Raw genomic sequence first — 21,310 nt, 5'->3', positions numbered from 1 at the left:
TGTTTGGATTCAATTCCGCTAAATTATCATTTATCGAACGATTGAGCCATAACTTATTTGTGATATTAATAACAAAGTTTCCGATATTATCTTGCTCTTGTGGAGAGAATGTCTGTAATTCATATCTCATTATCTGTTCTTTATCACCTCGTGGCATTTTACTCCCTTTTGCACCTTTCATTGCATAGTCAAAAAATCTATCTTGCAACAATATAGCATAGAGGAAAGAACTTTTATAGCCTTCTTTTGCTCTAAAAACAAGAACATCAGAAGAACACCCTCCTTCTTTATTGGCAAGCCAGATTTTCTTCAGATAGGGGCGTATATTTGCTACTAACACATCACCTTCTCGATAATGTGTTAGTGAACATACTACAGGAGGAAGGTTTTTAGCGATAGTTTTTCCCTCCTTGTTAGGCAAAAGAGAGTCTGTAGTAACATAATCTATCAAAGAAATACTGCTACTACTAATTTTGTCTTCTACATATACGGTAATCTCAGATAACTTCATCTTTTCTTTTTTGAGGCAAAGATACAGCTCTAAAAGCAAAAACACAAAGAAATCAAAGATAAAAAGACTACTAATTAACTTATATACTTTCGATGAGCCATTTTTACATTGATTTGATTGACCATTGCATAATGCATTGTAGTATCTATTTTGGTGTGTCCTAGTAGTTTTTGTACTTGTTCTATAGGCATCCCTTTATCAATAGCCATTGTAGCAAGAGTCCGCCTAAATTTATGCGGGTGAACTTTATTGATATTACATTTCTTGCCTAAACTTCGTAATATGCTCTCTATGCTATTGATAGTTAGTCGTTTATTAGGTTTAGAAAAAGAAACAAATAAAGCTTCTTCAGTGTCTTTTCTACTATTAATATATTCTAAGAGATGAATTTTTGTTCGAGCATCAAAATAAACTTCTCGTTGTTTATTTCCCTTCCCTGTAACAATACATGAACGCTCTTGGAAATCAATATCTTTTGTGTTTATTTTTACTAATTCACCTACTCGCATTCCTGTGGAAGAGAGAATTTCTACAATGGCTAAATCTCTGATATTATTAGTGTTATCTCTTAGTTTTTCAATTTCTTCATCGGTTAGAATTTCTTTTATGGTTTTGGCTGTTTTTACTTTATGAATTCTTCGTACAGGGGATTTTAATATATAATCTTCATCTTCTAGCCACGAGAAAAAACTGGAAAAGATTCTTCTAATATTATCAATAGTTACTTTGCTTGAACCATTTTTTTCTTGATAATCAGAAAGGTAAAGTCTCAAATCATTTGTAGAAATGTCACTAATATTTTTATTCAGTTTATTGAGAAGTGCTTCAATAGTTGAAAAATAGTATTTTAATGATTTTTCTGAGCAGCCTTCTATTTTCTTTGCAGAAAGAAAAGAATGAAGCAAATTTATAGGACTTTCGTTCGGCATTTTTTCTGTTAAGAGGTCTATAGTAAAATTTTTAATATTTTGTTCTAAAACAGTTTCTAACAATTCCATCTGCTGAAAGTTTAGACTATTACTCATCTGATTAAGGATTTTTTGTTTAAAAAGTTTTTTCATTCTTTGATAAAATTTAATTTGCAAATAAACAACTTTTTGCTAAATGATAATTTAGCGGAATTAGCTAAAACTATTTATGATTATTGGTTTGTGCAGTTTGATTTTCCAGATGAAAATGGAAAACCTTACAAATCCAGTGGTGGGAAAATGGTTTATAATGATATTTTGAAGAGAGAAATTCCAGAGGGGTGGGAAGTTTGTACTTTTTCTAATTTTATAAAAAATATAAAAAATGGAGATTGGGGAAAGGAACAAGAAGAAGGAAATTACACAGAAAAAGTAAGTTGTATTCGTGGAGCTGATATAAATGGACTTAATGGAAATAGAGAGCTTAAAAGTCCTATTAGGTATATAAATAAAAAAAACAAATGCAAAATTTTAGTAGAAAATGATTTTATAATTGAAATTTCTGGAGGAAGTCCTACTCAATCCACAGGAAGAATAGCTTTATTAACAAATAATACTTTTGCCAGATTTGAAAACAATATCATTTGTTCTAATTTTTGTAAAGCAATTTCTTTGAAAGATGAAAAATATACTTTTTTCTTTTTAAAAGAATGGGAAAGGCTTTACCATAATAATATATTATTTTCTTTTGAAGGAAAAACTAGTGGAATTAAGAACTTTTTATTTGAGGTATTTATTCATACTTATCCTATAATTTCTCCTCAAAAAAACATAATAGAAAAATATAATTTTTATAATATTAAAGTAGATGAAAATAAACAAAAAAATCTCCAACAAATCCATCATCTTCAATCCCTCAGAGATTGGCTCTTGCCTATGTTAATGAATGGACAGATATCGGTAGAATAAACAAAAAGACCCTAAAAAGGGTCTTTTTGTTTGGATTCAATTCCGCTAAATTATCATTTATTACTAGATGAGGCACTATATTATTTTTTAACCAATTTATATAATTCAACCAACAAGTTCAATTATTTATTGTATCTTTGCCCAAAGTTCCTGAATTTTGATGTTTTTTCTAAACACAGAATACTAAATTTTGGAAACCTTTACTTTATTGAAAAAACTTAAATAACTTCATATATGAATCCAGAAACGAATCGTATAGAATACAAACAAGAACTTATAGATGATTTAGAGAAAGAGGTAATCGCTTTTCTGAATTATCAAGAGGGAGGGATAATCTATATTGGAATAGACAAGAAAGGAAAGGCTGTGGGTGTTTCAGACATTGATGGAGATATGCTTAAAATCAAAGACCAATTAAAAAATAATATTATGCCTTCTTGTATGGGGTTATTTGATGTATCAGCAGAAACTATAGATTCAAAAAACGTGATTAAAATCACATTGGCAAGTGGTACTGAAAAACCTTACTACATCAAGAAACTTGGGATGTCGGAAAAAGGTACATTTATTCGTATCGGAACGGCTGCTGAGCCAATGCCTATAAAAATGATAGAATCTCTGTTTGCCAAACGTACTCGTAGCTCAATTGGAAAAATCAAGTCTCCAAATCAGAATCTTACTTTTGAGCAACTCAAAATATATTATGAAAGCTCAGAAAAGATGTTAAATCAGCAGTTCACATCCAATTTGGAACTTCTTACTGAAGAAGGACAATACAATTATGTAGCATATTTATTAGCTGATACTAATGGAATATCTGTAAAAGTTGCAAAATACGATGGTTTAGATCGTGTTGAATTGATCGAAAACAACGAGTATGGGTATTGTTCATTGATAAAAGCAACCAAGCAGGTATTGGATAAGATAGGAGTCGAAAAGACATTGGCAAAAATCACACCCAAAGAACGAAAAGAAACAAAATTATGGAACCCTGTTGCTTTGCGTGAAGCTGTAATTAATGCTATTGTTCATAATGATTATACCTTGGAAGTACCTACCAAATTTGAGTTTTTTGATGATAGAATTGAGATTACCTCATTTGGTAGTTTGCCACAAGGTATGACAGAGAAAGAGTTTTTTGAAGGCTATTCGGTACCACGCAATAAAGAGTTGATGCGTGTATTTAGAGATTTGGATTTAGTAGAACATTTGGGCTCTGGCGTCCCTCGTATTCTAAGAAGTTATGGAAAAGAATGTTTCAAGTTTACAGAGATTTTTTTACGAATGATATTTCCCGTTACCGCGCAAGTTACCGCGCAAGTCAAAGAATTGATTGAAATACTATCCAAAGAGATGGATAGACAAGAAATACAAGATATGTTAGGACTTTCTCATAGGGAAAACTTTCGATTAAAATATTTAAAACCTGCATTGGAACAAGGATTTATAGAAATGACTATTCCTGACAAACCTAATAGTAGGTTACAAAAATATCGACTAACCATCTTGGGCAAACAATTAAAAGACAAACTATAAACTTAGAGAGAAGTAGAAACTACTCAAGAATGTGCTACCAAGTTAGGTGAGTGAATTACAATCAAATTTGTACCATAAAATTATAAATTATTGATTTTCAGAACCAGTTATTTTTGAAGAAGTAAAATAGCGGAGAGCCTCCGCAGGCAAATAATAACAGCCTCATCTAATAAATAATTAGGTGGGGTTTTTAATGACTTAATACTATAAAACTACAAATATGGAAGAAAATACAAAAAAAATGATACCAAGAAGTATATTCTTTTACAAAATAATTATACTGTAGCGTATGATGATGAGAATTATTATGTAAATAATAAGGCTCAGGATTCAAAAAAAGATGGAGATAAAACTCCAACTAAAGAAGATATTGAAAAACAAGCAAATGACTTAAAAATACAACAATTATACAACTCTTTCCTAAGAAAACATTTTAAAAATATAGTTGTTTTAACAGGAGCTGGCTCTTCTAAGGATAGTGGAGGAAAATTAATGGGAGAATTGTGGGAGGAATGCAATACAGAGATAGAAAGTTTAGTAGAAACACTTCCTGATATAAAAAATAAATCTTTTTATGACACAAAACCAGATATTGAAGCATTTATCTCATATATAACTTTGATAGAAAAAACAGCTGATGAGAATAAAGCAAGTGAATTAAAGAAAGGGCGAGAAGAATTAGAGAAAAAAATAAGAGAATTATGTACTCTCACTCTTCAAAAAGATAAAGCCCCTCATATTGATTTTCTTAATAAAATAACTGCTCGTAAAAATAATGATTCAAGGGTTCAAATATTTACAACAAATTATGATACACTTTTTGAACAAGCAGCCAATGAAGCGGGGTTTGTAATTATAGATGGTTTTTCATTTACCCAACCACGAGAGTTTTCAGGAAGATGGTTTGATTTAGATATTGTAAATCGAGAAAAAAACACGATTGAAACAAGAGGAGAGTTTTATTTCAAAAGTATTTCACTTCTATAAATTGCACGGTTCCTTAACTTGGGAGAGGAAAAATAATGGAAAAATTATTCAGAAAAATAAACCTGATAATCATCTGATGATTTATCCTTCATCTGAAAAGTATGAGAGTTCTTACGAACAACCTTACTTTGAAATGATGTCAAGATTTCAACAAGCTTTAAGAAAAGAAGAAACGCTTTTAATCGTAATTGGTTTTGGTTTTGGAGACAAACATATTAGAAATGTTGTGTTGGAAGCTGTAAATCAAAATCCAAGTTTTCAGTTATTAATTGTTAACTATAATAGGGAAGGTAGAATTTATAAAACAGACTCTCTTAAAGATTTTTTTGAAATAACTGAAAAGGAAGATGAACTGAGTGTGAGACGAAATGTGAATATAGTTTTTGATACTTTCAAAAATTTTACAGATAAATATCCCGAAAATAAAACATATTATAATAGCAATGAAACCATTTAGTCATAATTATTTTTTAGGATATGTAAATGAGGTAACCCCTCAATATATCAAGATACATTTTCCATCATCAATACTTCTTAACAAGTTTCATTTTGAAGGAATAAGTTATACTGGAGGTGGCGTTGGTAATTTTGTAGTAATTGAGGGTGATGAATATGGTTTTTTGGCACAGCTTACAGAAGTAAAATTATCTGATAGCGAGAAAAAAGAACTTACAGAAAAGGCTATTGAACACAAAGATTCTGATTTTCACCCCATAGGCAAAGCAGAATTATTGCTTTCTTTTAGTGTTTATGAGCCTCAAAAAATAGAAAAAACCGTTTCAAAATATCCTTCTATTGGAGCTAAAGTATATTCTTGTTCTGATGACCAAATTGCAAAATATGTAAAACAGTTTGGTTATAAAGGTAATGATGACAATATGTATGCTTCTTTGGGTAGATTAACTTCTAATAATGTAGAGTGTAAAGTTGCTTTAAATTCTTTATTTGGTAGACATTGTGCTGTGGTAGGAACTACAGGAGGAGAAAAAAGTTGGACAATCTCAAAACTTATTGAAGAGATAACAAAAGAAACTGATAATAAAGTCATTTTAATAGATGCTACTGGAGAGTATGAAGAACTTGTAAAATATAAAAATCAATGTGTTATAGGAGAAAAAGTGTATTTTTCTTTTAAAGAAATGACAAATAGCGATTTTTGTTTCCTTTTTAGAGAACATTCTCCAAATACTTCAAATGCTTTATGTGAAGCCATTAATTCTTTAAAGTTAATTTATTTGAATAAATTTGATGGGGTTAAAATTGGAAAAAATGTTACTGAAGTAAATAGAATTATTACTGAAAATACTAGTAATTTGTATGGAACAGATTTTGACATTCAAGAACTTCCTAACCAAATAAAAAATGAATGCGTAAAACAAGGATGGAAAGGTATTTATGAAGAGGATACTTTTAAACTAGGATATTGTTCTCATTTAATATCTAGAGTTGATGCTTTCTTACAAAACTCAGTAATACAAAAGGCTTTTGGTATAAATATTAATAAAGAAGGTTCTAAAGATATTAATGATATAATCAATGAATTTATTGACACACCAGAAAGTAAGGTACTTAGAATAGGCTTTGAGAAATTGTCATATGATTTTGGAATACGTGAAATTATTGTAGATTTTATTTCATTAAAACTATTAGAAAAATCAAGAAAAGAGAAATTTCAAGAATCTCCTTTAGTTCTATTTATAGATGAAGCACATCAGTTTTTGAATAAACGTATTAGTGCAGATGATGATTCTTCTTTTTATTTACAAAATATAGAGTTTATAGCAAAAGAAGCTAGAAAAAATGGTCTTTTTCTATGCTTAGCTACACAAATGCCACGTGATATACCTATTGGCACATTAAGCCAAATGGGGACATTTATTGTTCATCGTTTGATTAATGAACAAGATAAAAAGGCTATTGAAAATGCTGTTTCATCAGCAAGCAGAAATAGTTTATCTTTTTTACCAATACTTGGTGAGGGGGAAGCATTGCTTGTAGGGGTCGATTTTCCTATGCCTCTATTGTTAAAAATTGATGAACCTACTGTTAAACCTAATTCTAAGACACCTAAATTAGGTAAAAGAAGTAATAAAGAAAAATAACATTCTTTTGTTAATTATGGTAATTAATTATTTTCGCCGGTAATCTCTTCCTCCTTGCTTCACATTTTCATTCGCAGAAAATTTTCTCCCGCAGCTTGAGGGAGGTCGTGTTCTATAGAATTTTGCCTCCCGCAGCTTGGGGAAGGTCGTGTTCTGTAGAATTTTATCTCCTGCAACTTGGGGAAGAGCGTGTTCTGTAGAATTTTGTCTCCCGCAGTTTGGGGAAGGTCGTGTTCTGTAGAATTTTGTCTCCCGCAGCTTGAGGGAGGTCGTGTTCTGTAAAATTTTATCTCCCGCAGCTCGGGGAAGAGCGTGTTCTACAAAAAAATAGAAAAAACATTTTTTCTTCATTTTTCAAAAAAACTTCTTATCTTTGCGCATAATTATTAATCATTTTCTAAAAATTTTTATACGTATGAAACCACTTAGAACAAGCGCCCGAATTACTGAAGTTGCCGATACTAGCTCAAGACTTTCAATTCTTTTTAGCAGAGAAACCGCCCTCGCCAAAGATGTTATCCTCAAACCACTTTTTGCTGAAATAGAAACGCTTACTCAGCAACTTTCGGAAGCTATTAAAAGCGACCGCACTCTCTCCGAACTCGATGCTATTGATACCACACGCGATGAGCTTATCCGCCGAATGAGCAAAATACTACAAGGCTATGCCGCTTCGCCTATCGAAGCTCTACAACGCTCAGGAAGTAAGCTCAACGCTGTTTTTGAAAAATATGGCGTGGGCATTGCGCGCGAAAATTATGCAGTAGAGTCCGCTCATATCGAATCACTTTTAAAAGATTTTTCAGAAGCTTCCCTCTCTACTGATATTAGTGCTCTAACGGGAGTTACCGAAATAATTTCAATGCTTACTAACGCTCAAAAAGATTTTAACAACCACCGTGTAACGTATGAGCAGGCTGTAGCTCAGAAAAGTTCTCAGCTGAAACCCAACGAACTGAAAAAACTCCTTTTGCAACGCATTAACCACTCGTTATTGCCTTACCTCAAAACACTGAAAAGCCTTAACAATGAGCCTTATTTGCATTTTATTGAAGGGGTACACCAAATCATTTTAAGCACCAACAGTGCCATTGCAGCGCGAAGCAAAAAAACACCTCACACCCCCTCCCCCACCGATAAACCTAAGGATAACTTCTGGTGAAAATAGTAAAGTTGATTTGTAAAAAGTAGTCTTTCTACAATCGACGAAAAACTTTTCTATTCTTTTTGGCGATAATTAAAAATAATGTCGTACTTTCGCACCCTATGAATATATATGATATAGAAAACGTTAAGCTACTACTTAAAAAACAGCTGAAAATAAGTATCATTCCTCACAAAAGCCCTGATGGAGATGCCATAGGGAGTTGCTTGGGACTATACTTGTATTTAAAGCAATTGCACCAAGATGTAACGGTGGTGTCGCCCAATGATTTTCCTGATTATTTAAAATGGGTACCCTCAGCCGATGAGATTCTCATCTATGACAATGCTCCTGAAAAGGCAAAAAAACAAATAGAAAACTCTACGCTCATCTTTACGCTTGATTTCAATTCACTTAAACGCGCTGATGGGCTCACACCTTTATTAGAAAGCTCGGCAGCTACATTTGTGATGATTGACCATCATCAAGCGCCTGAGGCTTATGCCAAAGTAACTTTCTCTAACCCCAATGCCAGCTCTACCTGTGCAATGGTATATTCGTTTATTGATGCAATGGGCGATAAAAACCAAATAGATAGAGAAATAGCTACTTGTTTGTACACAGGAATAATGACCGATACGGGAAATTTTAAATACCCCACCACTACTAGCAATACGCTAAAAATAGCTGCTTTCCTTATCGAAAAAGGAGCTAAAAACAGTCAGATTAACAGTAATGTGTTTGATAATAATTCATTTAACAAATTGCAATTACTGAGTGTAGTTCTGAAAAATATGACGTATTTAAAAGAGTACGACACGGCTTACACAACGCTTAGTTCCGAAGAACTACAACAATACGACTGCCAAAAAGGAGATACTGACGGTTTCGTAAATTATGGGCTTACCATTAAGAACACCAAGCTCGCAGTAATCTTCATTCAAGAAGGCGATTTTATAAAAATGTCGTTGCGTTCCAAAGGTAATAACGATGTAAATCTGTTTGCACGCAAATATTTCAATGGCGGAGGGCACATCAATGCTGCAGGAGGTAGATTTGACGGTACAATGGAAGAAGCAGTAACTTATTTTAAACAAGTTTTGCCAGATTTTATTCACAAGAATATTTAAAATACAATGAATATACTCAAAAAAATAGCAATAATAATGGTTGCTGGCATAGTTTTCATAAGCTGTGCCGACCGACAAGCACGCCACCCTGTAACCAAGAAAACAAGTACCTTTTTAAAGGAATCGGCTAAGAAAAACAAAGCACTATTAGCTTCAGAAGAAGCTCTTATTGATTCTATTATCAAAAAAGATACGCTCCACACCTTTATAGATTCACAACACGGTTTTAAATTCTATTACCTAAACCAAAATCCTAATGCTGACTACACAGCACAGTTTGGCGATATCGTAACCTATGATTACAGTCTTTCGGATTTGCAGGGTAACGAACTCTATCAAGAGAAACCCGATGGTGATTATAAGTATAATGTAGATAAAGAAGAGGTATTCCAAGGGTTGCGTTCAGCACTAAAATTGCTAAAAGAGAAAGAAAGTGGTGTTTTCTTTTTCCCCTCGAGCGTAGCCTATGGTTATCGTGGTGATAAAGATAAAATAACTTTCAACCAGCCTATTATTGCCAAGATAGAGGTTTTTAAAATTGAAAAAAACAAAGAGAAAATAGAACCACGACCTGAATAAGTAGAAATTTTAATTAATTTTATATATGAGACGACTCAATTTTATCGCATTGCTTTCTGCAATGTTTGTATTTTTCAGTTGCAATTCGCAAAAGAAAGCCTATAAAGATTTAGGCGATGGCTTATTTGCGGATATCGAAACTACTCAAGGAAATATTATTGTAAAACTAAACTACAAAGAAACTCCTGTAACAGTAGCCAACTTTGTTACTTTGGCAGAAGGTAAAAACACTTTCGTAAAAGCTGAATACAAAGGTAAACCGTTTTACAACGGAACAATTTTCCACCGAGTAATCAAGGATTTTATGATACAAGGAGGTGACCCTACCGGCACCGGAATGGGAGAACCCGGTTACCGATTTGAAGATGAGATAGTGCCCACTTTAAAACACGATAAAAAAGGAATCTTGTCAATGGCAAACGCAGGCCCAGCTACCAATGGCAGTCAGTTTTTTATTACCCAAGTGCCTACTCCTCATTTAGATGGTCGCCACACAGTATTCGGCGAAACGGTGAAAGGTTTAGAAGTAATAGATGCTATTGCTAATACTAAAACAGTAATGAATGACAAGCCTGAAAAGGATATCAAAATCAATAAGATTACTATTATCGCCAATGGTAAAGATGCTAAAAATTTCAATGCTGTAAAAGTTTTTGAAGATTACTTCAAAGAAATTAACAAGAGAGAGAGAGAAAAAGAAGCTAAGACGAAAGCCGCTTCCGCTAAGTTCTTAGAAGAAGTAAAAGTACAGGAACCACAAGCTAAAGCACTTCCTTCAGGAGTAAAAATCTTTAAGTTAGTTGATGGCAAAGGCAAACAACCTAATCACACACATCAAGTAATGGTAAACTACGCAGGTTATTTGAAAAACGGAACCCTTTTCGATTCTAACGTAAAAGAAATTGAAGAGGCTTATGGTAAATACAACTCATTACGTGAACAACAAGGAGGATACCAAGCCTTCCCTATGCCTTACAACACTTCTGCGCAACTTATACCAGGCTTCAGAGATGCTTTACTTACAATGAAAGTAGGTGATAAAATACGCGTATTTATTCCTGCTGCTTTAGGATATGGCGAAAGAGGTGCTGGCGATGTGATTCCACCTAATAGCGACCTTATTTTTGATATTGAAATTACAGATATAGCTAAATAAGTATACAAAATAAGGATATACAAACTTTGTCAAAGTCTCTAACAGCCTGTCGTGCTACGACCTTTGACAAAGTTTTTTACTAACAACTAAAATAACTAAAAACTAAAAATGGTATACAAATTCAGAGTGATACTTGACGTTAAAGAAGACGTTTTTAGAGATATTATCATTCAAGGAGAAGCTACTTTGGAAGATTTACACAATGTAATCAACCAATCATTTGGCTTTGCTGGTGACGAAATGGCTTCTTTCTATCTTACCGACGAGGATTGGAATCAAGGAGAAGAAATCACCCTTTTTGATGTATCAGAAAGTGGAGAAATGCGCTTGATGGAAGAGACAACCATCGAATCGGTTGTAAGTGAAGAAGAGCCTAAACTGTTGTACGTATACGACTTTATGTCGATGTGGACGTTCTTCGTAGAATTAGTAGAGATTGATGAAGAAGAAACAGGCGTTTCTTATCCTGCTTTGATATACGCTCACGGTTCTATTCCTGCTGAAGCTCCCGAGAAATCATTTGTAGCTGATGATTTTGATGAGTTTGAAGATGAATTTAACGATTTTGACCTCGACGAAGACGATTATGGAAGTTTCAGTGAAGAAGAATACTACTAATTACGTAATAGTAACAGATAACAAGTAACTATGCTAAATTTATATACAACAAACATTGAAACACTTTCTATTCACAGGGTAGGTAATCTAAGCAAAGGAGAACCTCTATTCCTTTCAGAAAAACCTTATGCACTAAACGATGAGATTATAGGGCTACTGAAAGAATACTTCTTTAAACCTTTCCGTGAAAAAGAAGAAAACTACTTTCACTTAGTACACGATACCGATGTTGAGTTCAATGAACTTTACCAGCTGGTAACCCCTATTTTTGAGAACGAGAGCTCTATTCACGAGCAATCTAAGAAGATTGCGCAACACTTGTACAATCAGTCTAATCACCCACATATCAAAAGCGGAGAGGTGTATGTGGCGCTTCTTCACGATAGTTATTTAGATAATGAAAAGGTAAAAGCAGTAGGTATCTTCAAATCGGAAATGAGGAACAGCTTTTTGCAGTTTGAGGAACAGGCTAACCAGTTGGAGATGATTATCCAAGAGGGAGTGAACATTCACCGATTGGATAAAGGTTGTATTATCTTTAATGTGAATAAAGAGGACGGATACAAAATACTTTCCATCGATAGCAATCGTTATGACACTAAATATTGGTTAGAGAACTTTCTAAATGTCGATGCGTTAATAGACGATAATTTCTATACTAAAAAGTACTTAAAATTCAGCCAAGACTTTGCCAAAGATGTAATCTTGCCTGCTGAAGATAAAAAAGAAGAGGTTTTGTTTATGAACCGTGCGATTAATTACTTCGCTAAGAATGATGATTTTGAAGAAACCTCGTTTATGAATGAAGTGTTTGAAAATCCTGAATTAATACCAGAGTTTAAGCACTACAAAGTAGAGAAAGGACCTAAGTACCAAATAGAAGATGTATCAACCTTTCCGATTGTTAATAAGGCTGTATCGGATGTGCGCAAAAAAATTAAAAATGTGATTGATTTAGACACTAATATCCAAATACGTATGGACTTTATCAATCCAGAATCAGCTGATAAGTTTATTGAGAAAGGTTGGGACGAAGAAAAACAAATGTATTACTATTTGGTGTACTTCAATAAAGAACAAAAAAGCTAATTTTTAAATGGTAATAGCATAAAAAAGAGTCTGTATATCAGACTCTTTTTTTATGCTTCTATGTATCTTATATTCCTTCTACGAAAGGTGTATAAACTTAAATTCGGTAAAAAAATTGTATTCTTCTTTAGGTCTTAACACTACATTATCGAACTGTGGATGTTTAGTAGCATCGGCATAACCTTGTGCTTCAAAACAAATCCCTCTGCTTTGCCCTATAGTTTTGCGATGAGGTGGTTGCAACTCAGGTAAATAATATCCTGCATAGATATGTAACACAGGGTGATTGGTACGCACTTCCATTGCCAATGAACCTTCTCCGTTAGTAAGTGTAGCCATTACTTCCTCAGGGGTAATCTCACGTACAAACGAATTATCAGTATGAGCATATACCTTTTGCCCTTTTCGGTAATCCAAACGTGTGCCAGCCACAGGAGGGCGTTCACCTGTAGGGGTAAAGAATCCTTCTTCTAACGGTACGTACTTATCGGCTTTTATTTGTAAGGTATTGTTAAGCACATCGGTATTGCTTTCATTGAGGTTAAAATACGTATGCTGAGTGAGATTTAAAATAGTAGGTGCATCGGTGATGCCGTGATAATCAATACGCAAACGGTTATCGGAAGTAAGCGTATAAGTTACACGCACCGTTACCTCACCTGGATAACCCTCTTCGCCATCTTTAGAAACATATTGTAAGGTTACTGAAGAATTATCTTCTCCCCTATTTACTGTCACTACGTCCCAAAAGACACTATCAAAGCCTACTGAGCCTCCGTGTATTTGATTTTCTCCTAAATTGCAGTTCAATTGTATTTCCTTGCCATCAATAATAGCTTTTCCATACTTTATACGCCCTGCGTTACGCCCTATAATCGCACCAAGATACGGATACTCTTTGCGGTAAGCCTCACTTACGTACTCTTCAAACGTGTCGAATCCCAATACACACTCTACTTTTTTCCCCTTTATAGGCACTTTAATAGAGCTAATCACACCACCAAAATTAAGTACGGTTACTTCCATACCTCCCTTATTAGAAAGTACAATAGTTTGTAATTTTTCTTTATGATATTCTTTTTTCATCAATAATTATTTTTTTAGATAAAGATATTGAAATAATGTGAATCAAGAGTTGAATTGAGTTGTATGTAAATAAAGTATATCCATTAAAATATATTCACTTCAAACTCCAAGGCAATACCAAACTTTTCTTGCACTTGAGCTTTTACATAATTAGCCACCGCTAAAATTTCTTCACCTGTAGCTTCACCATAATTCACCAATACCAATGCTTGATGCTTGTGCACTCCTGCATCTCCTTTCCGATAACCTTTGAGCCCTGAGCGATCTATAAGCCAACCTGCTGGCACTTTCACTTCGGTTTCATTTACTGGATAACAAGGAATTTCAGGATATTGCTGTTGTAGTTTTTCGTAATCAGTTTTTAGAATAATTGGATTTTTAAAGAAACTGCCACAATTACCCAAAACATTAGGGTTAGGCAATTTACTTTCGCGAATGGTAATAATCGCATCGGACAACTCTTTGGGGGTAGGTTTGGTAATTCCTCGCTCTGAAAGGACTTGCTGAATAGCTCCGTATTGCGTGTGCAATTGGTGGTTCTTTTTAGTAAGTTTAAAAGTAACCGAAGTAATGATGTAATTGCCCTTCTCTTTCCCCTTAAAAATAGATTCTCGATAAGCAAAAGCACATTCTGCATTTGTAAATATGCGTTTTTGCAGTGTATGAACCTCAATAGTCTCACAACTCTCCATCACATCTTTTATTTCTACCCCATAAGCCCCTATATTCTGTACAGGAGTAGTACCTACATTGCCGTAGATCAGCGAAAGATTTTCAAGTCCGCCATAGCCCTGTTGTAAAGTATAACGCACAAATTGGTGCCAATTCTCTCCTGCTTGTGCTTTAAGCCATATGTATTCATCAGTTTCTTTTACAGTGCTAATGTCTTTAAGCAAAATGTGAAACACAGGTTGCGTAATATTTTTAGTGAGAAGCATATTGCTTCCACCCCCTAAAACAAATGGATTGTGATACTCTTGTAACGCACTGATGAGTTCCTTCTCGCTATGGATAGGAATATATTTTTCAGCTTGAACTTTAAGGTTAAAAGTGTTAGGTATTTGCATAACTTACGGTCTACTTACAAGTGCAAAGGTATGTAAAAAAAATGAATTAGCAAATGTGAAAAATTAGTAAATTAGCAAATGGAGATTGATGGCTTAGTGATAGGGTCACGAAGAAACGGAAGATAACGGAGAGGTTCGGAAGATGGTTGAAGGGAATTTTGGTGGAAAAAGGTTATTAGGAGGGTATGGTTAGCTTATAGAGAGCTTATAGGAAGCTTATACGAATCTTGGAAGATTGGTATAGAATAGCTATGTAAATAATTAAAAATGAGGAGTTAAGAGTTAATGAAAAACCGTAGTTTTGAGGGAAATAAAGCGATTTAAAACGAAAGGAAAGACCGTTGTTTGCTCTTAGTCTGTAAGTCTCATAAAGTTATTAACAAACCCTTTTATTGCACTAAAAATAAATTTGTTACCTAATAAATTTTGGGTTTTCAACTTTTTTTTCTACCTTTGTGCCTTGAAAATGCCAACTACCTATCGAATAAGTAAAACACTACTAACAGTTTAAAACTAATAACAAATGGCTAAAATAGATTCTTTTAAAGAAACAATGCTCGCTGGATACTCCTTTAAAGGTGATTACATTACCTTAGGAGGGGCTATCTACGAAGGGCAACCTATTGAAAACGTATTGGTAAATTTACCTTTAAAAACACTTAACCGCCACGGGCTTATCGCAGGAGCTACGGGTACAGGTAAAACTAAAACTCTGCAAGTTATCGCCGAAAACCTTTCTAAAAAAGGTGTTCCTGTATTGCTAATGGACTTGAAAGGCGACCTCAGTGGTATTGCTGAATCTGGTGAAGTAAAGCCTTTTATCTTAGAGCGTTTAGGTAAGATAGGCTTAGACTTTCAACCACAGGCATTCCCCACCGAACTACTGACCATTTCGGAGCAAAAGGGTGTGCGTATGCGTGCTACTGTATCAGAATTTGGCTCTGTGTTACTTTCACGCATCTTAGACCTAAGCGATGTGCAAGAAGGTGTTTTGGCAGTGGTTTTCAAATACTGCGATGACCACGCACTACCCTTGTTAGACCTAAAAGATTTAAAGAAAATACTTCAATATGCCACTGATGAAGGAAAGACCGACTTCGAGAAAGAGTACGGAGCGGTTTCTAAGTCCTCAACAAGTGCTATCTTGCGTAAAATTGTGGAATTAGAGCATCAAGGTGCTGAACTTTTCTTCGGCGAGCGCAGTTTTGAACCAGCTGACTTAATGAGAACCAATGCACAGGGCGAAGGTTATGTAAACATCATTCGCCTTACGGACATTCAAGACCGTCCTAAGATGTTCTCGACCTTTATGTTGAGTCTTTTGGCTGAAATTTACACTACTTTCCCCGAAGAAGGCGATATGTCGAAACCTAAGTTGGTTATCTTTATCGACGAAGCGCACCTTATTTTCAATGAGGCTTCCAAAACGCTTCTCAACCAATTAGAGAACATTGTAAAGCTCATACGTTCAAAAGGTGTGGGACTTATTTTCTGCACTCAAAACCCTACCGATATCCCCGATGCGATACTCTCTCAGCTGGGTATGAAGGTACAACACGCTCTGCGTGCTTTCACCGCTAAAGACCGTAAAGCCATTAAGCTGATTGCAGAGAACTATCCTTCATCAGAATTTTACGACACTACCGATACGCTTACTTCCTTAGGAACAGGAGAAGCACTCGTAACAGTACTGAACGAAAAAGGAATACCTACCCCATTGGTAGACACAATGATGCGCGCACCGATGAGTAGAATGGATATTCTTAGTGATAGTGAAATTGAAGCGTTGGTAGGGCGTTCGGAGTTAGTGCGCAAATACAACGAAGTTATCGACCGTGAAAGTGCTTATGAAATCTTAAATAAGAAAATAGAGGACGTGCGGAAAGAGGAAGAGAAGCAAAAAGAAGCTAAGGAAGCCGAAAAAGCTTCTGCTCCTAAGCCCACTACACAAAAAACCACTACTAAGCGTTCGGGTACTAATCCTTTGATAAAAATGGTTACAAGTGCGTCGTTCGTAAGAGGAGTTTTAGGAATATTAAATAAAATTATCAAGAAATAATGAAAAAATACTTTATTATCATTACTGTTCTTTTAACTATTGTGGCGTGTAACAATAAAAAGAATGAGTTCCTCATCACTAATAACAGTGTAGGAGTCCTCCAAAAAGACACCCCCATACAAAAGTTAGATTCTATCTTTGCTAAGGACTCCATAGTAAACTCGACTATGGAAGGAGAGTTGCGTTATGCAAGTGCTGAGCGCATTACTATTTTAGACAAAGAAGGTAAAGAGCTTCTTGAAATTACTCCCACTACCAATGATAAGGGGGACAAAATTGTGGAAAGTGTATTAATATTGTGCGATAAATACGCTACCGAAAAAGGGATTTCGTTACAGAGTACTTTTAAAGACGTAAAGAAAAAATATCCCGATTTAGAAATTGAGCCCTCTATCAGTAGCGTAATGGTTACTCCAAAAGGAAAGAATTACTACTTTACTTTTGATAAATCGGCTCTTAAAACAGCTTTTGACCTTACCGATAATATCTCAGAAGGAGATATTGAGGAAAGTGCCAAAATCGCTCGTATTACAGTTAATTTTTAAATTGAACGAAGATTAATAACTATTTATAATTTTAACACGAGTGATACACTCGTGTTCATTTTGTATAAAATCAATTGATAAAGATGAACAATATCAAACTAAACAGCATTGAAGAAGCTGTTGAAGATATAAAAAAAGGAAAGGTCGTTATTGTAGTAGATGATGAAAACCGTGAAAATGAAGGCGATTTTATTGCTGCTGCTGAAAAGGTAACTCCTGAGATGATTAATTTTATGATTACCAACGGTCGCGGGTTAGTCTGTGCTCCTCTTACTGAAAAACGCTGTGCTGAGCTTGACCTTCCGATGATGGTGCAAAACAACACCGTACTACACGAAACTCAGTTTACTGTTTCAGTAGATTTGAAAGGTCAGGGTTGTACTACCGGTATTTCAGCTTTCGACCGGGCAAAAACTATTCAAGCATTAGTAGACCCAAAGACCACTCCTTTCGACTTAGGGCGTCCTGGACATATATTCCCTTTACGCGCTAAAGAAGGCGGAGTGCTTCGCCGTACAGGACACACAGAAGCAGCTATTGACCTCACTCGTATTGCGGGACTAAAACCTGCGGGTATTTTAGTAGAAATCTTAAATGAAGATGGTACGATGGCACGATTACCTCAGTTGGTGGAAGTGGCTAAGAAATTCGACCTTAAAATCATTTCTATTGAAGACCTTATTGCTTATCGTATGCGCAAAGATACGCTTGTGATAAAGAAAGAAGATTTCTTGTTGCAAACTCCTTATGGAGAATTCCGCTTGCGCGCTTATGAACAAACTACTAACAAGCAAATACACTTAGCCTTTACACAAGGCAATTGGAAAGCAGATGAACCTGTGCTTACGCGCGTTCATTCATCGTTTATCAGCAATGATATTCTGGAAGTTATAGCAGGAGATAAGGACAACCCTCTTGAACGCATTTTCAGAAAAATTAATGAGGAAGGCAAAGGAGCTGTGATAGTAATTAATAAAGAGGGTTATTCGAAAACGTTGTTACAGCACATTACCGAAATCAAAGAACACCAAACAGGGCACCCTCTTCCTCAAGTAGGTAAAGATACCAAAGATATTGGGATGGGAGCTCAAATACTCAACGATTTAGGTATTAGGAAACTTCGATTGCTTACCAACTCTAAAAATGCGTCTAATTACGTAGGAATGTCGGGCTACGGTCTTGAAATTACGGAAGAGATACCGTATTAATTAGAATGGGAAGATAGGAAATAATTATATGACACATATCATTATGAGAAAAATAACACTCTTTTTAGCCCTAATTGCCAGCTCATTTTCTTTCTCACAAGAGTTGAATGCCGTGGTAACGGTCAATACACAACAGGTAAATTTAAGTAATCGCTCAGTCTTTAAGACCTTAGAAAAATCTTTACAAGAATTTATCAATCAAACCCGTTGGACAGATTTAAAAGTACGCGAAAACGAACGTATCCGTTGTAGTTTTACTCTGGTGATTAATAAGTTTGAAAATTCGCACTATGAAGCAAGTCTTTTGGTGCAATCTTCTCGTCCTGTATACAATTCAGCTTATCAATCTCCTGTATTTAACTTGCAAGATAAAGAAGTAGCTTTTGACTATCAAGAGTTTGCCCCTCTTACCTTCAATGAAAATGCCTTTGAGTCGAACCTCACGTCGGTAATAGCTTACTATGCCTATTTGCTATTAGGGTTCGATGCTGATACGTTTGCTGAAAATGCAGGGAGACCTTATTTCTTAAAGGCACAACAAATTGCTAATATAGCACAAAACAGTAGTTATACAGGTTGGGCTGATAATGGTAAAAACAACCGATTCTTGTTAATAAATGAGCTCATTTCAGAAAATTACACTGATTATCACAAAGCTTTATACCAATACCATCGTTTGGGCTTAGACATAATGAGCACCAATGAGAAAGGCGGAAAAGAAGCTATCCAGAATGCTATTATTTTACTTGAAAAAATACCGAGCCTACGGTTGAGCTCCTATGCAATGATATTGTTTTTTAATGCAAAAACTGATGAAATTGCCTCTATTTACTCAGGTGGAATGATTTTTAATACCAAAATGCTAAAAGAAGCCTTAATGAAATTAGCTCCCACCCAAGTAACTAAGTGGAATGAAATAAAATAAGGAATATGCTCAACACTCTATCTATAAAAAATTATGCATTAATTGATGACCTAAAAGTTGACTTCCCTAAAGGCTTTATTATTATCACAGGCGAAACAGGTTCAGGAAAATCTATAATGCTTGACGCTCTTTCCTTAGTATTGGGGAAACGTGCCGATATGTCTGCTTTGAGGAATAAAGATGAAAAATGTGTAATTGAAGCCGAATTTTCTTTGCAAAATTATGAATTTCAATCTCTCTTCAATGAGCTGGAAATAGATTATGACCCTCAAACTATTATACGTCGTGAAATTCTTCCTTCGGGAAAATCTCGAGCTTTCGTCAATGATTCTCCTGTAACATTAGACGTGCTTTCACGTTTAGGTGAAGTACTCGTAGATATTCATTCTCAGCATCAGACGCTTTCTTTAAGTGACACAGCTTTTCAGTTTGAAATTATAGATGCAATGGCTGAAAATAAATCTTTATTAGAGGAATACCAACGTCTTTTAGTACTACTTAAAAACGAACAAAAAAAACTACAAGAGCTCATAGATTTCCAACAGACAGCTAATAAAGAATACGATTACAATCTGCACCAACTCAAAGAACTGAAATCGGTTACTTTAGGAGAAGGCATTTTGGAGGAATTGGAAGAAAGCTATGAAGAAGCCTCTAACATCGAAGAGATAAAAGAAAGTGTAGCTGAAAGTTTATATTTACTCAACGATGAGAACATAGGTATCTTGAATAATTTGCGTGAACTGCGTCGCGCTTTTTCAAATCTTACAGAATACAAACAGCAATACCGCGAATTGTACGAACGCATTGACTCGGCTTTCTTAGATTTAGAAGATTTGAGTAGAGATGTAGCAGACATTGATGAAAACATAGAAACAGACCCAGAAAATTTAGAGGAAATATCTAAGCAACTCAATAAAATCTACTCACTTCAGCAAAAGCACAAAGTAACAACTGTTGAAGAGTTGATGAGTATTCAAGAACGTTTAGAGAAGGCTGTTTCTAAAACTGAAAGCGCAGATTTCGACCTTAAAGAACAACAAGAGTTAGTTGCAAAACGTCAAGCAGAAACTTCTAAAAAAGCAACTGAGTTACACAAAACTCGTGAAAAAGTAGTTCCTACTCTCACTAAACAATTAGAGAGCTTTATGCACGAATTAGGAATGCCCAATGGGCGTTTTGATATCAAGCTAACACCTACTTCACACTTCTTTAACAACGGAAATGATGAGCTCTCATTTTTATTTTCTGCCAATAAAGGAGGAGATTTTGGACCATTAAAGAAAGTAGCTTCAGGAGGAGAACTGTCGCGTATAATGTTAGCTGTAAAAGCTATAATGGCAGCACATACAGCACTCCCTACTATTATGTTCGACGAAATTGATACAGGAGTATCAGGCGAAATCTCTCAAAAAATGGGTGATATAATGAAACAAATGAGCAAAAACAGACAGGTTTTTGCCATTACTCATTTACCGCAAATAGCTGCTAAGGGTGCTTATCATTTTAAAGTGTTTAAAGAAGATATAACAGGTAAGACAACTACCCATCTTAAAATGCTCACCGAACAGGAACGCATTTCAGAACTCTCAGAAATGCTTGAAGGAAAAAATAGTGGCGAATCAGCTCGTAATCACGCAATAGAGCTTTTAAGAAAAGGATAAAAAACAGACAAGTATTAACTTTCTAAA

General features: G+C 34.9%; 20 protein-coding genes. 16 read left to right on the top strand and 4 right to left on the bottom strand.

What is annotated here, in order from left to right; translation table 11 throughout:
• Nucleotides 1-511 (bottom strand): hypothetical protein (locus HMPREF9072_RS11270; protein ID WP_198143958.1); only part of this gene is annotated, 511 nt, incomplete at its 3' end.
• A gap of 74 nt (nt 512-585) precedes the next feature.
• Entirely contained in the window at nt 586-1,572 is a 987-nt protein-coding gene (gene xerA, locus HMPREF9072_RS11265; protein WP_009411822.1) for a site-specific tyrosine recombinase/integron integrase, read from the bottom strand.
• Between the two features lie 36 nt (nt 1,573-1,608).
• Here xerA and HMPREF9072_RS11260 point away from each other — a divergent pair, with 36 nt between their 5' ends.
• The 11 genes from HMPREF9072_RS11260 (at nt 1,609) to HMPREF9072_RS11210 (ending at nt 12,729) form a co-directional block, all read left to right on the top strand.
• Nucleotides 1,609-2,388, top strand: coding sequence for a hypothetical protein (locus tag HMPREF9072_RS11260; RefSeq protein ID WP_232300853.1), 780 nt, complete (start codon nt 1,609-1,611; stop codon nt 2,386-2,388).
• A gap of 234 nt (nt 2,389-2,622) precedes the next feature.
• Nucleotides 2,623-3,924: a Fic family protein gene (locus tag HMPREF9072_RS11255; RefSeq protein WP_009411820.1), complete on the top strand. Its 1,302-nt coding sequence runs from the start codon at nt 2,623-2,625 to the stop codon at nt 3,922-3,924.
• 492 nt (nt 3,925-4,416) lie between these two features.
• On the top strand, nt 4,417-4,911 hold the full coding sequence (locus HMPREF9072_RS12580) for a hypothetical protein (protein ID WP_009411819.1): 495 nt from the start codon (nt 4,417-4,419) through the stop codon (nt 4,909-4,911).
• Nucleotides 4,865-5,368 carry an SIR2 family protein gene (locus tag HMPREF9072_RS12575; protein WP_009411818.1) on the top strand — a complete coding sequence of 168 codons (504 nt, stop codon included), beginning with the start codon at nt 4,865-4,867 and terminating at the stop codon, nt 5,366-5,368. Before HMPREF9072_RS12580 ends, HMPREF9072_RS12575 begins: the two co-directional genes overlap by 47 nt.
• A complete protein-coding gene (locus HMPREF9072_RS11245) occupies nt 5,355-7,013 on the top strand; it encodes an ATP-binding protein (protein WP_009411817.1) in 1,659 nt (552 codons plus the stop codon). Before HMPREF9072_RS12575 ends, HMPREF9072_RS11245 begins: the two co-directional genes overlap by 14 nt.
• A 415-nt stretch (nt 7,014-7,428) precedes the next feature.
• A complete protein-coding gene (locus HMPREF9072_RS11235; RefSeq protein WP_009411815.1) occupies nt 7,429-8,175 on the top strand; it encodes a DUF6261 family protein in 747 nt (248 codons plus the stop codon).
• Nucleotides 8,176-8,279: 104 nt separating this feature from the next.
• Nucleotides 8,280-9,287 (top strand): bifunctional oligoribonuclease/PAP phosphatase NrnA, encoded by a 1,008-nt coding sequence (locus tag HMPREF9072_RS11230; protein WP_009411814.1) that lies wholly within the window; start codon nt 8,280-8,282, stop codon nt 9,285-9,287.
• Nucleotides 9,288-9,293: 6 nt separating this feature from the next.
• Nucleotides 9,294-9,866: a gliding motility-associated peptidyl-prolyl isomerase GldI gene (gldI, locus tag HMPREF9072_RS11225; RefSeq protein WP_009411813.1), complete on the top strand. Its 573-nt coding sequence runs from the start codon at nt 9,294-9,296 to the stop codon at nt 9,864-9,866.
• Nucleotides 9,867-9,891: 25 nt separating this feature from the next.
• Nucleotides 9,892-11,022 carry a peptidylprolyl isomerase gene (locus HMPREF9072_RS11220; RefSeq protein ID WP_009411812.1) on the top strand — a complete coding sequence of 377 codons (1,131 nt, stop codon included), beginning with the start codon at nt 9,892-9,894 and terminating at the stop codon, nt 11,020-11,022.
• A gap of 108 nt (nt 11,023-11,130) precedes the next feature.
• Nucleotides 11,131-11,640, top strand: a complete 510-nt coding sequence (locus HMPREF9072_RS11215; protein ID WP_002671788.1) for a hypothetical protein — start codon at nt 11,131-11,133, stop codon at nt 11,638-11,640.
• A 30-nt stretch (nt 11,641-11,670) separates the two neighbouring features.
• Nucleotides 11,671-12,729 (top strand): nucleoid-associated protein, encoded by a 1,059-nt coding sequence (locus HMPREF9072_RS11210; protein WP_009411811.1) that lies wholly within the window; start codon nt 11,671-11,673, stop codon nt 12,727-12,729.
• 78 nt (nt 12,730-12,807) lie between these two features.
• Here the strand turns inward: HMPREF9072_RS11210 and HMPREF9072_RS11205 are convergent, their stop codons facing one another.
• Together HMPREF9072_RS11205 and murB are read right to left on the bottom strand one after the other, a co-directional pair.
• Complete coding sequence (locus HMPREF9072_RS11205; RefSeq protein WP_009411810.1) at nt 12,808-13,815, bottom strand: aldose epimerase family protein; 1,008 nt, start codon at nt 13,813-13,815, stop codon at nt 12,808-12,810.
• 83 nt (nt 13,816-13,898) lie between these two features.
• Nucleotides 13,899-14,882: a UDP-N-acetylmuramate dehydrogenase gene (murB, locus tag HMPREF9072_RS11200; RefSeq protein WP_009411809.1), complete on the bottom strand. Its 984-nt coding sequence runs from the start codon at nt 14,880-14,882 to the stop codon at nt 13,899-13,901.
• A gap of 523 nt (nt 14,883-15,405) precedes the next feature.
• Here murB and HMPREF9072_RS11195 point away from each other — a divergent pair.
• The 5 genes from HMPREF9072_RS11195 to recN all read left to right on the top strand — a co-directional run bounded on the left by HMPREF9072_RS11195 (nt 15,406) and on the right by recN (nt 21,283).
• Nucleotides 15,406-16,941: a helicase HerA-like domain-containing protein gene (locus HMPREF9072_RS11195; RefSeq protein WP_009411808.1), complete on the top strand. Its 1,536-nt coding sequence runs from the start codon at nt 15,406-15,408 to the stop codon at nt 16,939-16,941.
• A complete protein-coding gene (locus tag HMPREF9072_RS11190; protein ID WP_009411807.1) occupies nt 16,941-17,486 on the top strand; it encodes a hypothetical protein in 546 nt (181 codons plus the stop codon). The genes HMPREF9072_RS11195 and HMPREF9072_RS11190 overlap by 1 nt, the downstream gene beginning before the upstream one ends.
• Nucleotides 17,487-17,569: 83 nt before the next feature.
• On the top strand, nt 17,570-18,694 hold the full coding sequence (ribB, locus tag HMPREF9072_RS11185) for a 3,4-dihydroxy-2-butanone-4-phosphate synthase (RefSeq protein WP_009411806.1): 1,125 nt from the start codon (nt 17,570-17,572) through the stop codon (nt 18,692-18,694).
• 28 nt (nt 18,695-18,722) lie between these two features.
• Nucleotides 18,723-19,619, top strand: coding sequence for a DUF4835 family protein (locus HMPREF9072_RS11180; RefSeq protein WP_009411805.1), 897 nt, complete (start codon nt 18,723-18,725; stop codon nt 19,617-19,619).
• A 5-nt stretch (nt 19,620-19,624) separates the two neighbouring features.
• The gene (recN, locus tag HMPREF9072_RS11175) at nt 19,625-21,283 is read left to right on the top strand and encodes a DNA repair protein RecN (protein ID WP_009411804.1); all 1,659 of its coding nucleotides are present in this window, start codon (nt 19,625-19,627) and stop codon (nt 21,281-21,283) included.
• The last annotated feature ends 27 nt before the right edge of the window (nt 21,284-21,310 follow it).

Origin of the sequence: Capnocytophaga sp. oral taxon 324 str. F0483 (genome assembly GCF_000318315.2) — a bacterium.
Classification (GTDB): domain Bacteria; phylum Bacteroidota; class Bacteroidia; order Flavobacteriales; family Flavobacteriaceae; genus Capnocytophaga; species Capnocytophaga ochracea.
This window is presented reverse-complemented; position numbering and strand designations above follow the sequence as displayed.

Coding starts and splice junctions, on each gene's coding strand:
- xerA (WP_009411822.1), bottom strand. CDS start 1,572: ATGAAAAAACTTTTTAAACAAAAAATCCTTAATCAGATGAGTAATAGT.
- HMPREF9072_RS11255 (WP_009411820.1), top strand. CDS start 2,623: ATGAATCCAGAAACGAATCGTATAGAATACAAACAAGAACTTATAGAT.
- HMPREF9072_RS12580 (WP_009411819.1), top strand. CDS start 4,417: ATGGGAGAATTGTGGGAGGAATGCAATACAGAGATAGAAAGTTTAGTA.
- HMPREF9072_RS11245 (WP_009411817.1), top strand. CDS start 5,355: ATGAAACCATTTAGTCATAATTATTTTTTAGGATATGTAAATGAGGTA.
- HMPREF9072_RS11235 (WP_009411815.1), top strand. CDS start 7,429: ATGAAACCACTTAGAACAAGCGCCCGAATTACTGAAGTTGCCGATACT.
- HMPREF9072_RS11230 (WP_009411814.1), top strand. CDS start 8,280: ATGAATATATATGATATAGAAAACGTTAAGCTACTACTTAAAAAACAG.
- gldI (WP_009411813.1), top strand. CDS start 9,294: ATGAATATACTCAAAAAAATAGCAATAATAATGGTTGCTGGCATAGTT.
- HMPREF9072_RS11220 (WP_009411812.1), top strand. CDS start 9,892: ATGAGACGACTCAATTTTATCGCATTGCTTTCTGCAATGTTTGTATTT.
- HMPREF9072_RS11215 (WP_002671788.1), top strand. CDS start 11,131: ATGGTATACAAATTCAGAGTGATACTTGACGTTAAAGAAGACGTTTTT.
- HMPREF9072_RS11210 (WP_009411811.1), top strand. CDS start 11,671: ATGCTAAATTTATATACAACAAACATTGAAACACTTTCTATTCACAGG.
- HMPREF9072_RS11205 (WP_009411810.1), bottom strand. CDS start 13,815: ATGAAAAAAGAATATCATAAAGAAAAATTACAAACTATTGTACTTTCT.
- murB (WP_009411809.1), bottom strand. CDS start 14,882: ATGCAAATACCTAACACTTTTAACCTTAAAGTTCAAGCTGAAAAATAT.
- HMPREF9072_RS11195 (WP_009411808.1), top strand. CDS start 15,406: ATGGCTAAAATAGATTCTTTTAAAGAAACAATGCTCGCTGGATACTCC.
- HMPREF9072_RS11190 (WP_009411807.1), top strand. CDS start 16,941: ATGAAAAAATACTTTATTATCATTACTGTTCTTTTAACTATTGTGGCG.
- ribB (WP_009411806.1), top strand. CDS start 17,570: ATGAACAATATCAAACTAAACAGCATTGAAGAAGCTGTTGAAGATATA.
- HMPREF9072_RS11180 (WP_009411805.1), top strand. CDS start 18,723: ATGACACATATCATTATGAGAAAAATAACACTCTTTTTAGCCCTAATT.
- recN (WP_009411804.1), top strand. CDS start 19,625: ATGCTCAACACTCTATCTATAAAAAATTATGCATTAATTGATGACCTA.